The sequence below is a fragment of the Alteriqipengyuania abyssalis genome (assembly GCF_019857185.1).
In the GTDB taxonomy this organism is placed as follows: Bacteria; Pseudomonadota; Alphaproteobacteria; order Sphingomonadales; family Sphingomonadaceae; genus Alteriqipengyuania; species Alteriqipengyuania abyssalis.
The window spans coordinates 731,452-746,444 of the sequence record NZ_JAHWXP010000002.1 but is presented as its reverse complement, the minus strand read 5'-3'; the positions used below and the strand labels follow the sequence as shown (position 1 = coordinate 746,444).

The following is a 14,993-nucleotide window of genomic DNA, read 5'->3' as shown; positions in this document are numbered from 1 at the left end:
CATTGCTTGTGTCCTTCCTCATGGCCGTTCGATGGAACGGTCGCTTCACACCCTAGAACGGCACCTGCGCAATGGCTTTAAGGGCCGCGAAACTTTTTTCTCACCGTGCTCAAAACGCACGCATTTCAGCGCAGGCGGACCGCGACCTGGCCGGGGCGGACGACCTGCGCGCGCAGCGGTTCGGCCTTCCTGTCCTGCGCCGGGCGGACCTTGATCCACGATCCGATCGCGCCCTCTTCCAGCGCGACCGCCTGGCGCGAGAGCGAGAAGCCACCGCCCTCGACTACGATCGCCACGGTCTCGCCCCGACTGACCACGATCTCTCCGCTGCCCGGCTGATCGGCCAGCGCGGCCTGCTGCGCCCCCTGCGATACCGCCACGTAGATCCGCCACCCCGCATCGGGGCACAGCACCTGCACGCTGTCGCGGTTCTTGCCGAACCATTCGAGCTGCAGCGGCGTGCCACAGGCATTCAGACGCATCCGCCGATCGACGGGCAGGCGCGCGCCGCCCGGCTGGCCGATCCCGGCGCCGGTGAATTCCATCACCGCACGGTCGATCGCCGCCGGGTCCATCGGCCCGCTGGCGATGGCCGGGGATGCGGCAGCGATTGCGGCCAGCAGGCCGCCAGCAAACAGGGGGGAAAGCTTGGGCATGATCGCAGTGCTCCGGGTCTGGCGTGTCGCGGCGGGCGACGCGCCCACCTCTATTCACCGCGTATCTGCAATTTGCGTGCCATAATCAGGCCGGTCGTGGGCGATCGTCACCAGCGTTTCCGGCGCAGCGGAGGTTTCGACCACCAGCCGCGCATGATGGCCCGCCCGCTCGATCTCATCCGCGAGGCGCGCGGCCTCGCTCGCCCCACGCGCCGCACTGCCGGGCCGGTGGCGCACGATCACCGTCGCGAGCGCGCCCTCGTCCAGCTCTTGCGCGGAGAGCCAGCGGGTCAGATCGGCATCGCCACCCGGTCGGAACACCGCCATCGGCTGACCGAGCGCGACGTCGAGCGCCTGCTCGACCTCCTCGGGCCTCGGCACAGCCTCCTCTGCCGGGTCCCCGCGATAGGACGCGGCGACCACCGCGAACAGGATCAGCGAGAGATCCGCCAGCGAGGTCTGCCAGCCGGTGAGACCGCGAATGCTCACACCACTTCCCGCAAGATGCGCCGCCCGGCGGATGGATCGGCGACCGGTCGCGGGGCCGCCGCGCGAACCCCGTTTTCGAGCCAGTCGAGCACCGCCTGACGGTCGCGTTCCTCCCGCGCGGAGCGGCGCTCGATCGCGGCGGCAAGCGGGCTGAACAGGAAGTTCGCGGCGGCAATGCCGTAGAGCGTAGTGACCACCGCCATCGCGATCGCGCCGGTCATCCCGCCAGCGGTCCCATCCGGCGTCATCGTGCCCAGCGCAACCAGCGTGCCCGCGAGGCCCAGCACGGGCGCCAGCTCCGCCGCCTGGCCCAGCACATGCACCGCGGTTTGCGCCGCCTCGACGCGGGCGCGCGTCTGCTCCTGATGCTCGCAATGCAGCGCGTCGATCGAGCGGCGGCTGATCAGCACGTCGGCCAGATGGTCGAACTCGCCATCGCCGAACCGGACCGGCTCCGCCCGCACGAAGCCCTCTTTCGCAATGTCGCGGATCTGCCGCGCCATCTGCGCGCGGGCGCGGTCGGGATCGAAGGGTCGCGCGGCAAGCGCGGCGATCTTCGCCAGTGCCAGCCGCGTCTCGGCCAGCCCGCAGCGCAGCACCGTCGCCAGCACAGTGCCGCCCAGCACGATTCCCAGCGAGGCGGGGTCGAACCAGTGGTCGAGAAATGTCGCAATCATGTTCACGGCAACAAGAACGGCAGGGTTTCGCGCGGTTTCAGGGTTGAGCGCCCGATTTTTGCCGCCGACCGGCAATCGCTTGCCGCCCTACCCGGCAAGCCTCGCGTTTCTGCGCCTTTCGCACAAGTTGGCACGCCCCTTGCTTACTGTGAGCGACACACGAAGGCGTGGAGACGATTGCAATGAACGAGGGCCTTTTCGGCATCCATGGAGCAGCGCTGGAAGTCCGTGCGCAACGCATGGCCGTGCTCGGCTCCAACATCGCCAATGCCGGCACCCCCGGGTACAAGGCGCGCGACATCGATTTTGGTGCCGCGCTGCAGGCACGCCTGGCGGGCAGCGAAAGCGAAAGCGCCGCCCAGCGCGCCACCGTCTATCGCATTCCCACCATGGCCAGCCTCGACGGCAACACCGTCGAGATGGGGACCGAACAGGCCGCCTTCGCGGAGAACGCGGTCGCCTACACCGCCACGCTCGGTTTCCTGAAGGGTCGCGTCGAAACGCTGACCCGCGCGATCAGGGGCGAATGACCATGCCGGGAAACACCAACGCGCCGATGAGCATGTTCCAGATGGGCTACCGCGCGATGTCCGCGCAGATGGTCCGGATGAACGCTGCCGCGTCCAACCTCGCCAATGCGGGCAGCGTCGCGGGCTCTGCGGACGAAGCCTACCGCCCGATCCGCACGGTCTTTGCCGAGGAACTCGACAAGCAGAGCGGGCTCAGCTCGGTCCGCGTCGACCGCGTCGTACGCTCCGACACCGCGCCGGTGCGTCGCCACGATCCGGGCCACCCGCTCGCCGACGAGAACGGCGATGTGTGGGAAGCGCCGGTCGATGAGAACGCCGAGATGATCGAGATGCTCGAAGCCTCGCGCCAGTACAGCAACATGGTCGAAGCCATGTCCACCGCCAAGCAGCTGATGCTGGAAACGATGAGGATGAAATGACCAGCGTGAACCCATTTGCGAGCGCGGCCGCCGCCTCGAGCACATCGAACACCAACACCCAGGGTCGCACCATGGACCAGCTGGGCCAGGGTGATTTCCTGCGCCTGCTGACCGTGCAGATGCAGCAGCAGGACCCGTTCGACCCGGTCGATAACAAGGAGATGCTGGCGCAGATGGCGCAGTTCTCCTCGCTCGCCGGCACCGCCGAAACCAACACCACGCTGGAGAAGATCGTCGAGAAGCTCGACGCGCTGATCGCAGCCACCGGGGTCGACGGCGCAAGCCCGGCCGCGAACGACGCCTAATAAGGGAGCCTTCACATGTCCTTCTACACCTCGCTCAACGGCCTCAAGAACGCGCAGTCCTCGCTCGGCACGATCGCGCACAACATCGCCAACTCGGAGACCTACGGGTTCAAGCGCGGGCGCACCGAATTTGCCGAAATCGTCGCCGGGTCCGCGCTCAGCAACCCCCGCACGATCCAGGGCATCGGCTCCTCGGTCGAGGCGATCACGCAGAACTTCTCGCTCGGCCCGATCGAACAGACCGGCTCCGCGCTCGACATGGCAATCACCGGCGACGGCTTCTTCACCATGCGCGGCGAGAACGGCGGCACGCTGTATACCCGCGCAGGCTCGTTCACGATCAACGAGAGCGGCGGGATCGTCGACAATGACGGTAACCGTCTGCAGGCCTACGCGGTCGATGCCAATGGCGAGCCGACCTCGAACGCGCTGCAGGATGTCCAGATTCCGGTGACCAACGCCGCCGGTGCCGAATATGCCGGGGTCACGGTGGGCAGCGACGGAGTGATCCGCGCATCCTACGCCGATGGTTCGAACGAACCCGTGGGGATGGTCGCTCTGGCGACCTTCATGGCCCCCAACGGCCTCAAGCCCGTCGGCTCGTCCAACTGGGAATCGACCGGCTTTTCCGGCGCCGCCAGCTACGGCGAACCGGGCAACGGCCAGTATGGCGCGCTGCTGTCAGGCTCGCTGGAGCGCTCGAACGTCGATATTGCCGAGGAACTGGTCGGCCTGATCACCGCGCAGCGCAATTTCCAGGCCAATGCGAAGGCGATCGACACCGCGACCCAGATTTCGCAGACCGTCATGAACCTGCGGACCTGATCCGATGGACCGCCTGATCTACACTGCGCTTTCGGGCATGCAGGCCTCGATGGACCGCCAGCGGGCGATCGCCAGCAACATGGCGAACACCGATACGCTGGGGTTCCGGGCCGAGCTGATCGAACAGCGCGCGATGACCATCGAAGGGCACCCGAACGAGGCGCGATCGATGCAGGTCGCGCGGGTGACCGGTGCGGACATGACGGGCGGCGAGGTGATCGAGACCGGCCGCGATCTCGACCTCGCCATCGCGACCAAGTCGCTGATGGCGGTCCAGGCAGACGACGGCACCGAAGCCTATACGCGCCGCGGAGACCTCTCGATCTCCGCGACCGGGCTGCTGGTGACGGGGGACGGCCACCCGGTGTTGGGGGACACGGGGCCTATCACGGTCCCGCCGGGTGGCCGCATTTCCATTTCTGAAGACGGCACGGTGACCCGCAGCGATCCCGACGCGCCCGAAGCGCCGCCCGCGGAAGTCGGCCGGATCAAGCTGGCGAGCTGGGAAGGTTCGCCCATCGCCAAGGGGCTCGACGGGCTTTTCCGGGTCGAAGGCGGCGGGATCCTGCCCCTCGATGAGGAGGCGCGGGTCCACTCCGGCGCGCTCGAACAATCCAATGTGAAGCCGACCGAAGTGCTGGTCGCGATGATCGAAGAGCAGCGCCTCTTCGCGATGCGCTCCAAACTCGTGTCGACCGCGCGCCAGCTCGACGAGAGCGGCGCACAGCTCATGCGTCTTACCTAACTAGAGGATTTAAGGACATGCCCACATCCGCACTCCAGGTCGCCCGTACCGGGCTCGAGGCCCAGGACGCGCGCATGCGTGTCATCGCCAACAACCTGGCCAACGTCGGCACCACCGGCTTCAAGCGCGACCGCGCCAATTTCGCGACGCTCGCCTACCAAGATGCGCGCGTTGCCGGGCAGAAGTCCTCGGGCGAGACCGCCTATGCCACCGGCCTGAACCTGGGCACCGGCGTCGCGGTCCAGTCGACCAGCCAGATCATGACGGCAGGCACGCTCGACACCACGAACAATGCCTTCGACCTTGCGCTGGACGGGGACGGCTTCTTCCAGATCGCCATGCCGGGCGGCCGCACCGGCTATACCCGCGCGGGCAATTTCACCCGCTCCGCCGAAGGCATGCTGGTGACCCAGCAGGGCTTTGCCGTGCAGCCGGAAATCACCGTGCCCGAAGGCGCGAGCGCAATCGCGATCGCGCCCGACGGCACCGTGTCGGCCACCATCAACGGCGAATCCGAACCGACCGAACTGGGCCAGATCCAGATCGCGCGCTTCACCAACCCGTCCGGCCTGCAGGCGATCGGCGACAACTTCCTCGCCGAAACCGCCGCCAGTGGCGCTGCCGAACTGGGCATCGCGGGCGAAGGCGGGCGCGGCCAGATCCGCCAGGGGATGCTGGAAGGCTCCAACGTCAACATCGTGGAAGAACTGGTCGCGATGATCGAGGCGCAGCGCGCCTACGAAATCAGTTCGAAGATGGTCTCGGCAGTCGACGAGATGCTGCGCAACGCGAACCAGACCCTTTAATCAGACCGCTCGAGGCCCGCTTTCATGAATATCCGCATCCTCCTCGCCATCCCGCTCGCCATGTCGCTCGCCGCGTGCGCGGGCGATACGCGCCCGGCCGGGTTCAGCGCCACGCTGCCCCCGCCGCCCGCCGCGCCGATGCAGCAGGTGGCCGCGGTCACCTACGGCAATGACGGTGCGATCTATCAGGCGAGCCAGGGTTACGCCCCGCTCTACAACGGCACCCGCGCCGCGCGCGTGGGCGATCTCGTCACCATCGTCCTGATCGAGCGGACCAGCACGACCAAGGCGACCAGCGGCAAGACCCAGCGCGACGGCAATGCCGGGCTCGACCTGCCGGACTTCATCCCGGTCGACCCGGGCGATCTCAACGCCTCCGCCGCCGCCTCCTTCACCGGCGCTGGCAATGCGGCGCAGACTTCCAGCCTGCGCGGCGACCTGACCGTGACCATCGCGGAAGTCCGCCCGAATGGCACCGCGCTGGTCCGCGGGGAGAAGGTCATGAACTTCAGCCAGGGCGAAGAATGGGTCCAGCTGTCGGGCATCATCCGCCTCGCCGATATCGACGCGGACAACCGCATCGCCTCGATCCGCGTGGCCGACGCGCAGATCGCCTACAGCGGCAAGGGCGCGGTGCAGCGGGCGGGCAAGCCCGGCTGGCTGTCGCGCTTCTTCTCCATCGTTTCGCCGTTCTGATCCGGAGCCCGAGAGCCATGAACCGATTCTTCCTGCTGATCGCCGCCCTGTGCGCCTTCGCCCTGCCCGCGAATGCGTCGGCAGAGCGTGTGCGCGACATCGGCCAGTTCCAGTCGGTCCGCTCCAACCAGCTGACCGGTTATGGCATCGTGGTCGGGCTCGATGGCACGGGCGACGACAATTTCGCCTATGCGACGCAGGCGATGCGCGGCGTATCGGGCCGGCTCGGCCTGCAACTGCCGCCCGGGGTCAATCCGGCGCTCAAGAACGCCGCCGCCGTCATCATCACCGCCGAACTGCCAGCCTTCGCCAAGCCCGGCCAGAAGATCGACATCACCGTCTCGACCATCGGCAAGGCCAAGTCCTTGCGCGGTGGCGCGCTGATCCTGACCCCGCTCTACGGCGCGGACGGAGAGATCTACGCGATGGCGCAGGGCAACCTGACTGTCGGTGGCCTTGGCATCTCCGCCAATGACGGTTCGAAGCTGACCGTCAACGTGCCGACCGTGGGCCGCATCTCCGACGGGGCCAGCGTGGAACGCGCGGTCAGCACCAATTTCGACTTCAGCGAAGTGCTGCGCTGGAACATGTTCAACGCCGACTTCCTCACCATCAGCCGCGTGCGCGATGCGATCAATGAACGCTTCCCGGGCATGGCGCGGATCGAGGATGCGGTGACGCTCGCGCTGATGCTGCCGCCCGGCGCGGACACCCGCGCGACGCTGATGGCCGAGATCGAGATGCTCGACATCACGCCCGCGGAGCGCGCGGCCAAGGTGATCGTCAACTCCCGCACCGGCACGATCGTGATCTCCAGCGCGGTGCGCCTTGCGCCCGCCGCCGTCAGCCACGGCAGCCTGGTGGTGCGGATCGACGAGGACCCGACGATCGTCCAGCCCGCACCGTTCTCTCGCGGGCAGACCGCGCTGGAGCCGAACAGCAATATCGAGGCCCGCCAGAGCGGTGGCTACGTCACCGCGCTGCCGGGCGGTGCCAACCTCGCCGATGTGGTCGATGCGCTCAACATGCTGGGTGCAAGCCCGGCGGATCTGGTCGCGATCCTCGAGGCGCTCAAGCAGGCTGGGTCGCTGACCGCCGAGGTGGTGATCATATGAGCGCGCTCGCCCCGATGGACTTCTCGCTCACCCGCGCGCCGACCCCGCTGGGCGGCCCGCGCGAGGGTGCAGCCGATCAGCGCGCCGAGCTGCGCGAGGCGGCGCAGGCGTTCGAGGCGGTGTTGCTGCGACAGATGCTGGCCAGCGCGCGCAAGACCGATTTCGGCGGCAACGACCTGTTCGAAGGCAGCGACGATACCTTCACCGAGATGCGCGACGAGCGCTTTGCCGATCTGACCGCGAAATCGGGCCAGCTCGGTTTCGCCGACGCGATCGAACGGCAGCTTGAACGCTTCCTCCCCGCTCAACCCGAACCGGAAGACAAGGGATAATGGCCTCCGATCTCCTCTCCATCGGCGCCAGTGGCGCGCGCGCGGCACGCGCCGCGCTCGAAGTGACGGCGAACAACATCGCCAACGCGTCGAGCGATGGTTACGTGCGCCGGTCGGTCCGGATCGAAGAGGTCTCGGGCGGCAGCATCGCGGGCCGTGGCGGCGACGTGTCGGTTTCCGGCTCGCGCATCGCGGAGGTCCGCCGCAACGCCGATGCCTTCCGCCAGGCGGAACTTCGCCGGACCAATGCCGACCTGCAGCGCGCCAATGTGGAGTTGGGCGGCCTGCAGAATATCGAGGCGGCGGTCGAACAGTCGGGCCTGTTCGATTCGATCGTCGAGTTCGAGGCCGCGCTGCAGCAGCTCGCGGGCGATCCGACCGACAGCGCCCGACGCGCGGCGGTGCTCGGCCAGGCCGAAACGCTGGCCAGCAAGTTCAACATCACCGCCTCCAGCCTCGCCTCGGTCGGCGAAGGCCTGCGCTTCGACGCAAACGCCGATGTCGAGAACCTCAACACCTATGCGGCCGAACTCTCGCGGGTGAACCTGCGACTGGCCCGGGCCGGTACCGGCAGCAATGATCAGGCCGCCCTGCTCGACCAGCGCGACAGCCTGCTCGAACGGATGAGCGGGTTTGCCAATGTGAACACGTCCTTCGCGCCCGACGGGACCGTAACCGTGGCCCTCGGCGCATCGCCGGGCACCGCGTTCGTATCCGGCGGGACCGCCGCCACGCTGACGTCGAGCACGAATGCCGACGGCACGCTGGCGTTCGCGATCGACGGTGCGCCGTTCAACCCGGGCTCGGGCAGCCTCACGGGCGCCTCGCTTGCGCTTAGCGATCTGGCCGCGATCAGCACCCGGCTCGACGGGGTGGCCAGTTCCATCGCCACCGCGATCAACACCGCACAGGCCAACGGCGTCGCGCTGGACGGGACTGCTGGCCAGCCGATCTTCTCGGGCACGACCGCCAGCACTTTGCGCTTGGCGATGACCGACGGTGCCGGTCTTTCCACAGCTCCGGCCGGGTCGCCCGCGGGTTCCCGCGATCAGCAGAACCTTGCCGAAATGCGTCAAGCGCTGAGCGCGGCCAATCCCGCCGAGGGGCTCAATTCGATCCTGTTCGACACCTCCAGCAAGGTCGCCGGGCGCACCGTGACCCAGAGCGCGCTGGAAACGATCGCGTCCTCCGCACGGATCGCGCTGGAAGAACAGTCGGGCGTCGATCTGGATAACGAAGCCGCCAACCTCATCCGCTACCAGCAGGCCTTCCAGGCCTCGGGCAAGGCGATGCAGGTGGCGAGCGATATTTTCGACACCCTGTTGGGGATTGGCCGATGATTAGTCTTAGCACGGGCGCCTTCTACGAACGCTCCGCCACCCAGATCGGATCGCTGCGCTCGCGCGCGGAGAGCCTGCAGAAGCAGATCGGCACCGGAGAGCGGCTGGAGCGATCGTCCGACGATCCGGTCGCCGCAGCGCGCCTGCGGATGCTCGACCGCGAGGAGCGGATCACCGCGGTCGATACGCGCAATGCGGACCAGGCCGAGAACAACATGCGGTTTACCGACGAAGCGCTGGGCCAGATCGCGACCATGATCAGCCGCGCGCGCGAACTCGCGCTGCACGCGGCCAACGCCACCACCAGCGACGAGCAGCGCGCCTCTATCGCGACCGAACTGGATGGCCTGCGCGAAAGCCTGCTGGGCCTTGCCAATGGCCGCAATGCCTCGGGCCATTCGCTGTTCGGCGGGCAGGCCGTCGGCAATGCCTATGATATCGACCCGGTTACCGGCGCGGCCACCTATGCCGGCACGCCCACGCTCGACCTTGTCGAGATCGGCGAGGGCCAGACGATCCAGCCGGGGATGACCGGGCAGGACGTGTTCGCCTTCACCGACGCGGGCGGCGCATCGACCGATCTGTTTGCGCAACTGGCCTCGCTCAGCACCGCGCTGCGCGGCGGGGGCGCTGGCGCGGCGGATGCCGCGCGCGACGCGCTGACCACGCTCGACACCGGGTTCGACAAGGTCACCACCGCGCAGACAGTGCTCGGCTCGCGCATGGCGTGGCTCGAGATCATGAGCGAGCGGCGGGTCGATAATGTCGAACGGATTACGGAAGAACGCTCGGTCATGGGCGGCGCCGATCCGGCGGTCACCATGACCCGGCTTCAGGAAATGATGACCGTGCTCGAAGCCAGCCAGGCCAGCTTCGTGCGTCTCGCCAATCTCAACCTGTTTTCGATGCTGCGCTGATCGCGCTGCTTAGGGGGATACTGATTCATGTACGCGATTATTGGCATCGTCATTCTGCTGGTCCTGGTCTTCGGCGGCTTCGTCATCAGCGGCGGGGCGATGGGCCCGGTGCTGCACGCGCTGCCCTATGAGATGATGATCATCGGGGGCGCCGCGGTCGGCGCGACCATCGCGGGCAACTCGCTCGCCCACCTGAAGGCGATCGGCGGCGCGTTCATGAAGATCTTCAAGGGCCCGCAGCATGACAAGCAGGACCACATCGACGCGATCGCGCTGACCACCCAGCTGATGAAGGTGCTCAAGACAGATGGCCCGGTGGCGCTGGAAAGCCATGTGAACGAGCCCGAAAACTCGACCATCTTCAGCGCCTACCCCAACCTGATGAAGAACCACGCGCTGATCAGCCTGATCAGCGACACGCTGACGCTGCTGGTGGTCTCGTCCGGCACGCTCGAAACCCATGCGGTGGAAGAGGTGATGGACAATGCGATGAAGACCCATTTCCACGAGCTGCACGAGCCGCAGCACGCGCTCCAGACGCTCGCCGATGCGCTGCCCGCATTGGGCATCGTCGCCGCCGTGCTGGGGGTGGTGAAGACCATGAGCTCGATCGACAAGCCGCCGGAAATCCTGGGCGAGATGATCGGTTCGGCGCTGGTCGGCACCTTTTTGGGCGTGCTGCTCGCCTATGGCATGGTCGGCCCGCTCGCCACCCGGCTCAAGCAGGTGATCGAGCAGGACGAGCAGATCTTCCATGCGGTCAAGCAGGTGATCATCGCATCGCTCTACGGCCACCCGCAGCCGCTGGTGGTGGAAAGCGCGCGTTCCAGCCTCGGCCACACGGTGCGCCCGGGCCTGACCGAACTGCTCGACGCGCTGCGGGGTCGCTGAGATGGCCGCCGCCAAGGGTGACAATCTCCCCCCGATCATCGTCAAGAAGGTGACGGTGGTCGAAGGCGGGCACCATGGCGGTGCGTGGAAGGTCGCCTATGCGGACTTCGTGACCGCGATGATGGCGTTCTTCCTCCTGATGTGGCTGCTGGGCGCAACCACCGAGGATCAGCGCCGCGGGCTGGCCGACTATTTCACCCCCACGCTGGTCAAGATCAAGGATAGCGGCGCGGGTGCCAACGGCCTGCTTTCGGGCGCATCGCTAACCGATGTCGACGACTATCCCAACCGGCAGGGGCAGACCGGCAACAAGGGGCTGACCGTGCCGCGCGATGCGATGGGCGGGCCCAAGGAAGCCGCGCGGATGATCGAGAGGATCACCTCGCGGACCAAGGACAGGCTCGAGAAAGATCCCCGACTTGCCAAGCTGATGAGCCAGATCAAGATGGTCGACACCACCGAAGGCGTACGGATCGACCTGGTCGACGATGCCGACTTCTCGATGTTCAACCTGGGCACCACCGTGCTGACCCGCGACGCTGCCGAGCTGCTCGCCGCGATCGCGCAGGCGATCGAGCCGGAGAAGCGCGAGATCATCGTGCGCGGCCATACCGACAGCCTGAAATGGAAGAACCCGGGCCGGATCAACAACTGGTCGCTCTCGGCCGGGCGCGCCGAGGCAACCCGCCAGACGCTGATGAACGAGGGCATTCCCGACGACAGCTTCCGCCGGATCGAAGGCGTCGCCGATACTGAGCTGCTGGTGAAGGACGATCCCGCAGATCCGCGCAACCGCCGGATCTCGATCGTCCTCGCGAACTGAGCCACTACGCTCGCCCGTCGGCGGAGGCCCGCAAGGGAAACCACCGCCAGACGGGCGAGACAATGCTTTACGCGATCGCGCGCCGGAGCCGGTTCGACAGGTCGTTGCGGGCGGTGATCGCTCTTCATGTTACCAACGTCACTAATGCGGATGGTAAACAGGAGCTTGCTTCGCAGCTCGTCCGCGCCCTCTCACCAGCACCGTTCGTGAGAACCGGCAGCGGGCTGCCGTGCTGTGGCACGGGCATTCCCATCCGCTTTGCCATGGCGCGCACGCCCCCTCCCCACTCGCAAGCTTGTCGAGCCACGCACGGGTCGGCGAGGTTTCGCGCATGACTCCGCTCGCGGCCAGGTAATTGGTTCGTACTCGATGAGCCGAAGCACCGCGCAAGGCCATGGTGCTGCAATGGTGTCATGCCGATCGGGAGCAGGTGAGGACACTGCGCCTCGATCGCGTCGTGGCGCAGGCGATCTTCCCCCCGCCTAGTTCCCTGATGCGCGGCATCGCGCTTGGCGCGTAGCGCACCGGGGCACGCGCCCCACCCTGTATCCACCGCGTAGCCAATCGCCCGTCAGTGTCGGGGGCTGCGCCGCAGCACGAACGCCGCGCGCCGGATATCGCCCCGAATGCGGCGGCGGGGGCAGCGCATAAGCAAATGGCCCGCCGCTCGAAAGCGACGGGCCAAGTGCCTTTGGTTGTGGTTGGAATGAAAGCTTAGCGGAGCAGCGAAAGCACGTTCTGCTGGCTCTGGTTGGCCTGGGCCAGCATCGCGCCCGAAGCCTGGCTGAGGATCTGCGCCTTCGCCAGCGCAGTCGTTTCGGTCGAGTAGTCGGTGTCTTCGATCCGCGAGCGCGCATCGGAGAGGTTGGTGATGTTGTTGTTGAGGTTGGTGACCGCCGATTCCAGCTGGTTCTGCGAAGCGCCCAGGCCAGCGCGGGTGGTCGAGACAACCTTGATCGCGGCGTCGAACTTGGCGATGTCGCCGGCAGCCAGCGCAGTCACGTCGACAGCGGCGGCGGCGGCCAGATCGGCGTCGGCCGTCAGGTCGGTCGACAGGTCGATATCGACCGTGTCGCTTTCGTTGGCACCGGCCTGGATGGTGACCACACCGGCCGTACCAGCCGTCGCGTCGAACAGCTTCTGGCCGTTGAACTCGGTGTTGCCCAGCACGTTGCCGATCTGCGTGTTCAGCGCGTCCATTTCGGACTTCAGGTTGGCAAGATCGTCGGCCGAGTAGGTGTTGTTGGAGGCCTGCACGGTCAGCTCGCGCTGGCGCTGCAGCATGTTGGTCACTTCGTTGAGCGCGCCTTCAGCGGTCTGCGCCATCGAAATGCCGTCATTCGCGTTGCGGATGCCCTGGCTCATGCCGCGGACCTGCGAGGTCATCGAAGTGGCAATGGCGAGGCCGGCGGCGTCGTCCTTGGCCGAGTTGATGCGCTTGCCGGTGGACAGGCGCTCCATCGCGGTGCCCAGTGCCTTGCTGGCCGACGACGATGCATTGGCTGCCTTCATCGCGCTGATGTTCGTGTTGATAACGCTCATTTCCAAAGTCTCCCTGACAAAAAGATCGCTGCCTCGGGGTGGATCGGTTCGCAGCAGCTGGGACCAAGACCGGCAGGGAAACCGGGAAGTTAAGGGCTGCGGTCGGAAAGATTCACGGTATGGGTATTTTCACCCGTGAGGAAAACACTCCGACTAAAAGTAACCATATTTTGTGCGTCCACCGGCAAAAACCTGCCTCGGCCAAGGGGCATAATAAGGGTTGAACGGGGTCAACATGATTGGGGTTAACGAGAGCCCGCGTTTCGCGCGGCAACATGGTGCTGTGGCATCGAGACTGACAGGGATCGCAACATCGCTGTTTTTCGATCGACCGGTTCTGCTGGCCGATGCAACAGACCCCAAGAGCAGCCACGAAGGCCGCACCATCGTCATCGAACGATCGGACACCGCGTCGATCGCGCTGGCCGGCAAGGGCGGCCATCTGACCTATCGCGATCCGGGCCACGAAACGACCATCGCTGCACTGGTCGCGATGCTGTGCGCCAATGGCGGGCCGGTCGCGGCAGATCCGGTCTCCCTCGCGGTGATCGCGCTGGCAGACCGGCTCGCGCAGACCGATATTCCCGTGCTGATCCACGGGCCGACCGGCACCGGCAAGGAAGTGCTGTCCAAGTTTATCCATCAGCGTAGCACCCGCGCCGACAAGCCCTTCATCGCGGTCAACTGTGCCGCGATCCCCGAAACGATGCTGGAAGCGCTGCTGTTCGGGCACGAGAAAGGCGCCTTCACCGGCGCCAACGCGACCGGCGAAGGCTTCTTCCGCGCGGCCGATGGCGGGACCCTGCTGCTCGACGAGATCGCCGAGATGCCGCTGCCGTTGCAGGCCAAGCTGCTGCGCGCGCTGCAGGAAGGCGAGGTCGTGCCGATCGGCGCGACCAGTCCGGTCAAAGTCGATGTGCGGGTGATCGCCTGCGCCAACCGCGATCTTCCCGGCGAAGTTGCCGCCGGGCGTTTTCGCGAAGACCTGTTCTATCGCCTCAACGTCTTTCCCATGACGCTCGCCCCGCTGGCGGAGCGGACCGGCGATATCGCCCCGCTCGCCTTCGCGATGATCCTGCGTCACCGGACCAAGGGGCAGGCGATCCCGTGGCTGTCCGAAGCCGCGCTCGCCACGCTCAAGGCGCACAAGTGGCCGGGCAATGTCCGCGAGCTGGAAAACGTCATCCGCCGCGCATTGCTGCTGGCGTCGGGCAAGGGCGAAATCTCGAACGAACATATCGTGTTCGACACCCCCGTCCGCTCGGTCGCCGCGCAGGAACGCGCCGAAGCGCAAGCCCAGACGCCGGTCTATCAGGGCGTCTACGAGGTTCCGCCCAGCGGTGCGCGTCGCCTGTCCAAGATCGTCCGCGAATCCGAAGCCAACGCGATCATGCAGACGCTCGACGCGTGCAACGGTCGCCGTGCCGAAGCCGCCCGCCAGCTCGGCATCTCCGAACGCACGCTGCGCTATCGTCTCGCCTCCTTCCGTGAGGCCGGGATCGCCGTGGGAGGCGCAAGATGAACCCCGTATCCGGCAATGGCGGCGGCGCGATCGATCAGGTGATGGCGCTGCGCCAGCAGATCATCGACCGCACGCAGGTGCTGCAGGAACTGCACCAGGACAAGACCGCCGCGCCGACCGAGGCGCAGCCCGCACAGGATAATGGCGGGTTCGCGGATTCGCTGCGCAGCGCGCTCGACGGCGTCAATGCCGCGCAAACCCGCTCGGGCGACATCACCGCCGCCTACGAACGCGGCGAAACCACCGATATCGCCAAGGTCATGCTCGCCCGTCAGGAAGCGGGCGTGGCCTTCGAAGCAACCCTGCAGGTGCGCAACAAACTGCTCAGCGCCTATCAGGAAATCATGCGGATGGGGGTCTGAT

General features: G+C 66.6%; 19 protein-coding genes. 15 read left to right on the top strand and 4 right to left on the bottom strand.

Features of this window, described 5'->3' with window-relative positions:
• Positions 1 to 125: 125 nt before the first annotated feature.
• From KYN89_RS08780 to KYN89_RS08770, 3 genes are read right to left on the bottom strand one after another with little or no spacing between them, the layout of a single operon-like run.
• The gene (locus KYN89_RS08780; RefSeq protein ID WP_222824701.1) at positions 126 to 656 is read right to left on the bottom strand and encodes a flagella basal body P-ring formation protein FlgA; all 531 of its coding nucleotides are present in this window, start codon (positions 654 to 656) and stop codon (positions 126 to 128) included.
• A gap of 54 nt (positions 657 to 710) precedes the next feature.
• Positions 711 to 1,145 carry a hypothetical protein gene (locus KYN89_RS08775; RefSeq protein ID WP_222824700.1) on the bottom strand — a complete coding sequence of 145 codons (435 nt, stop codon included), beginning with the start codon at positions 1,143 to 1,145 and terminating at the stop codon, positions 711 to 713.
• A complete protein-coding gene (locus tag KYN89_RS08770; RefSeq protein ID WP_248285085.1) occupies positions 1,142 to 1,822 on the bottom strand; it encodes a MotA/TolQ/ExbB proton channel family protein in 681 nt (226 codons plus the stop codon). The genes KYN89_RS08775 and KYN89_RS08770 overlap by 4 nt, the downstream gene beginning before the upstream one ends.
• A 182-nt stretch (positions 1,823 to 2,004) precedes the next feature.
• Here KYN89_RS08770 and flgB point away from each other — a divergent pair, with 182 nt between their 5' ends.
• From flgB to KYN89_RS08705, 13 genes are read left to right on the top strand one after another with little or no spacing between them, the layout of a single operon-like run.
• On the top strand, positions 2,005 to 2,352 hold the full coding sequence (gene flgB / locus KYN89_RS08765; protein ID WP_197635367.1) for a flagellar basal body rod protein FlgB: 348 nt from the start codon (positions 2,005 to 2,007) through the stop codon (positions 2,350 to 2,352).
• A gap of 26 nt (positions 2,353 to 2,378) precedes the next feature.
• Positions 2,379 to 2,771 (top strand): flagellar basal body rod protein FlgC, encoded by a 393-nt coding sequence (flgC, locus tag KYN89_RS08760; protein ID WP_010234009.1) that lies wholly within the window; start codon positions 2,379 to 2,381, stop codon positions 2,769 to 2,771.
• Positions 2,768 to 3,076, top strand: coding sequence for a flagellar hook assembly protein FlgD (locus KYN89_RS08755; RefSeq protein WP_222824698.1), 309 nt, complete (start codon positions 2,768 to 2,770; stop codon positions 3,074 to 3,076). The genes flgC and KYN89_RS08755 overlap by 4 nt, the downstream gene beginning before the upstream one ends.
• Positions 3,077 to 3,091: 15 nt before the next feature.
• Entirely contained in the window at positions 3,092 to 3,901 is an 810-nt protein-coding gene (locus tag KYN89_RS08750) for a flagellar hook-basal body complex protein (RefSeq protein WP_222824697.1), read from the top strand.
• A gap of 4 nt (positions 3,902 to 3,905) precedes the next feature.
• Entirely contained in the window at positions 3,906 to 4,646 is a 741-nt protein-coding gene (locus KYN89_RS08745; protein ID WP_010234001.1) for a flagellar basal body rod protein FlgF, read from the top strand.
• A 17-nt stretch (positions 4,647 to 4,663) separates the two neighbouring features.
• Entirely contained in the window at positions 4,664 to 5,452 is a 789-nt protein-coding gene (flgG, locus tag KYN89_RS08740) for a flagellar basal-body rod protein FlgG (RefSeq protein ID WP_010233998.1), read from the top strand.
• Positions 5,453 to 5,476: 24 nt separating this feature from the next.
• Positions 5,477 to 6,148: a flagellar basal body L-ring protein FlgH gene (locus tag KYN89_RS08735; RefSeq protein ID WP_054526353.1), complete on the top strand. Its 672-nt coding sequence runs from the start codon at positions 5,477 to 5,479 to the stop codon at positions 6,146 to 6,148.
• Positions 6,149 to 6,165: 17 nt separating this feature from the next.
• Positions 6,166 to 7,263 (top strand): flagellar basal body P-ring protein FlgI, encoded by a 1,098-nt coding sequence (locus KYN89_RS08730; RefSeq protein ID WP_222824696.1) that lies wholly within the window; start codon positions 6,166 to 6,168, stop codon positions 7,261 to 7,263.
• A complete protein-coding gene (locus tag KYN89_RS08725) occupies positions 7,260 to 7,595 on the top strand; it encodes a rod-binding protein (RefSeq protein ID WP_197635361.1) in 336 nt (111 codons plus the stop codon). Before KYN89_RS08730 ends, KYN89_RS08725 begins: the two co-directional genes overlap by 4 nt.
• Positions 7,595 to 8,935 carry a flagellar hook-associated protein FlgK gene (gene flgK / locus KYN89_RS08720; protein ID WP_222824695.1) on the top strand — a complete coding sequence of 447 codons (1,341 nt, stop codon included), beginning with the start codon at positions 7,595 to 7,597 and terminating at the stop codon, positions 8,933 to 8,935. The genes KYN89_RS08725 and flgK overlap by 1 nt, the downstream gene beginning before the upstream one ends.
• Positions 8,932 to 9,852, top strand: coding sequence for a flagellar hook-associated protein FlgL (gene flgL, locus KYN89_RS08715; RefSeq protein WP_222824694.1), 921 nt, complete (start codon positions 8,932 to 8,934; stop codon positions 9,850 to 9,852). Before flgK ends, flgL begins: the two co-directional genes overlap by 4 nt.
• Positions 9,853 to 9,879: 27 nt before the next feature.
• The gene (gene motA, locus KYN89_RS08710; protein WP_010233987.1) at positions 9,880 to 10,743 is read left to right on the top strand and encodes a flagellar motor stator protein MotA; all 864 of its coding nucleotides are present in this window, start codon (positions 9,880 to 9,882) and stop codon (positions 10,741 to 10,743) included.
• 1 nt (position 10,744) lies between these two features.
• Entirely contained in the window at positions 10,745 to 11,566 is an 822-nt protein-coding gene (locus tag KYN89_RS08705; RefSeq protein WP_054526356.1) for a flagellar motor protein MotB, read from the top strand.
• 714 nt (positions 11,567 to 12,280) lie between these two features.
• On the opposite strand, the gene KYN89_RS08700 is transcribed toward KYN89_RS08705, so the two are convergent.
• On the bottom strand, positions 12,281 to 13,108 hold the full coding sequence (locus tag KYN89_RS08700) for a flagellin N-terminal helical domain-containing protein (RefSeq protein WP_222824693.1): 828 nt from the start codon (positions 13,106 to 13,108) through the stop codon (positions 12,281 to 12,283).
• 235 nt (positions 13,109 to 13,343) lie between these two features.
• Between KYN89_RS08700 and KYN89_RS08695 the strand changes: the two genes are divergently transcribed.
• Positions 13,344 to 14,630 carry a sigma-54 interaction domain-containing protein gene (locus KYN89_RS08695; protein WP_222824692.1) on the top strand — a complete coding sequence of 429 codons (1,287 nt, stop codon included), beginning with the start codon at positions 13,344 to 13,346 and terminating at the stop codon, positions 14,628 to 14,630.
• Positions 14,627 to 14,992: a flagellar hook-basal body complex protein FliE gene (gene fliE, locus KYN89_RS08690; RefSeq protein WP_197635354.1), complete on the top strand. Its 366-nt coding sequence runs from the start codon at positions 14,627 to 14,629 to the stop codon at positions 14,990 to 14,992. Before KYN89_RS08695 ends, fliE begins: the two co-directional genes overlap by 4 nt.
• Position 14,993: the final 1 nt, after the last annotated feature.

Excerpts from the sequence above, each read along its gene's own strand:
- KYN89_RS08780 (WP_222824701.1), bottom strand. The coding sequence starts at position 656 with ATGCCCAAGCTTTCCCCCCTGTTTGCTGGCGGCCTGCTGGCCGCAATC.
- KYN89_RS08770 (WP_248285085.1), bottom strand. The coding sequence starts at position 1,822 with ATGATTGCGACATTTCTCGACCACTGGTTCGACCCCGCCTCGCTGGGA.
- flgB (WP_197635367.1), top strand. The coding sequence starts at position 2,005 with ATGAACGAGGGCCTTTTCGGCATCCATGGAGCAGCGCTGGAAGTCCGT.
- flgC (WP_010234009.1), top strand. The coding sequence starts at position 2,379 with ATGAGCATGTTCCAGATGGGCTACCGCGCGATGTCCGCGCAGATGGTC.
- KYN89_RS08755 (WP_222824698.1), top strand. The coding sequence starts at position 2,768 with ATGACCAGCGTGAACCCATTTGCGAGCGCGGCCGCCGCCTCGAGCACA.
- KYN89_RS08750 (WP_222824697.1), top strand. The coding sequence starts at position 3,092 with ATGTCCTTCTACACCTCGCTCAACGGCCTCAAGAACGCGCAGTCCTCG.
- KYN89_RS08745 (WP_010234001.1), top strand. The coding sequence starts at position 3,906 with ATGGACCGCCTGATCTACACTGCGCTTTCGGGCATGCAGGCCTCGATG.
- flgG (WP_010233998.1), top strand. The coding sequence starts at position 4,664 with ATGCCCACATCCGCACTCCAGGTCGCCCGTACCGGGCTCGAGGCCCAG.
- KYN89_RS08735 (WP_054526353.1), top strand. The coding sequence starts at position 5,477 with ATGAATATCCGCATCCTCCTCGCCATCCCGCTCGCCATGTCGCTCGCC.
- KYN89_RS08730 (WP_222824696.1), top strand. The coding sequence starts at position 6,166 with ATGAACCGATTCTTCCTGCTGATCGCCGCCCTGTGCGCCTTCGCCCTG.
- KYN89_RS08725 (WP_197635361.1), top strand. The coding sequence starts at position 7,260 with ATGAGCGCGCTCGCCCCGATGGACTTCTCGCTCACCCGCGCGCCGACC.
- flgK (WP_222824695.1), top strand. The coding sequence starts at position 7,595 with ATGGCCTCCGATCTCCTCTCCATCGGCGCCAGTGGCGCGCGCGCGGCA.
- flgL (WP_222824694.1), top strand. The coding sequence starts at position 8,932 with ATGATTAGTCTTAGCACGGGCGCCTTCTACGAACGCTCCGCCACCCAG.
- motA (WP_010233987.1), top strand. The coding sequence starts at position 9,880 with ATGTACGCGATTATTGGCATCGTCATTCTGCTGGTCCTGGTCTTCGGC.
- KYN89_RS08705 (WP_054526356.1), top strand. The coding sequence starts at position 10,745 with ATGGCCGCCGCCAAGGGTGACAATCTCCCCCCGATCATCGTCAAGAAG.
- KYN89_RS08700 (WP_222824693.1), bottom strand. The coding sequence starts at position 13,108 with ATGAGCGTTATCAACACGAACATCAGCGCGATGAAGGCAGCCAATGCA.
- KYN89_RS08695 (WP_222824692.1), top strand. The coding sequence starts at position 13,344 with ATGATTGGGGTTAACGAGAGCCCGCGTTTCGCGCGGCAACATGGTGCT.
- fliE (WP_197635354.1), top strand. The coding sequence starts at position 14,627 with ATGAACCCCGTATCCGGCAATGGCGGCGGCGCGATCGATCAGGTGATG.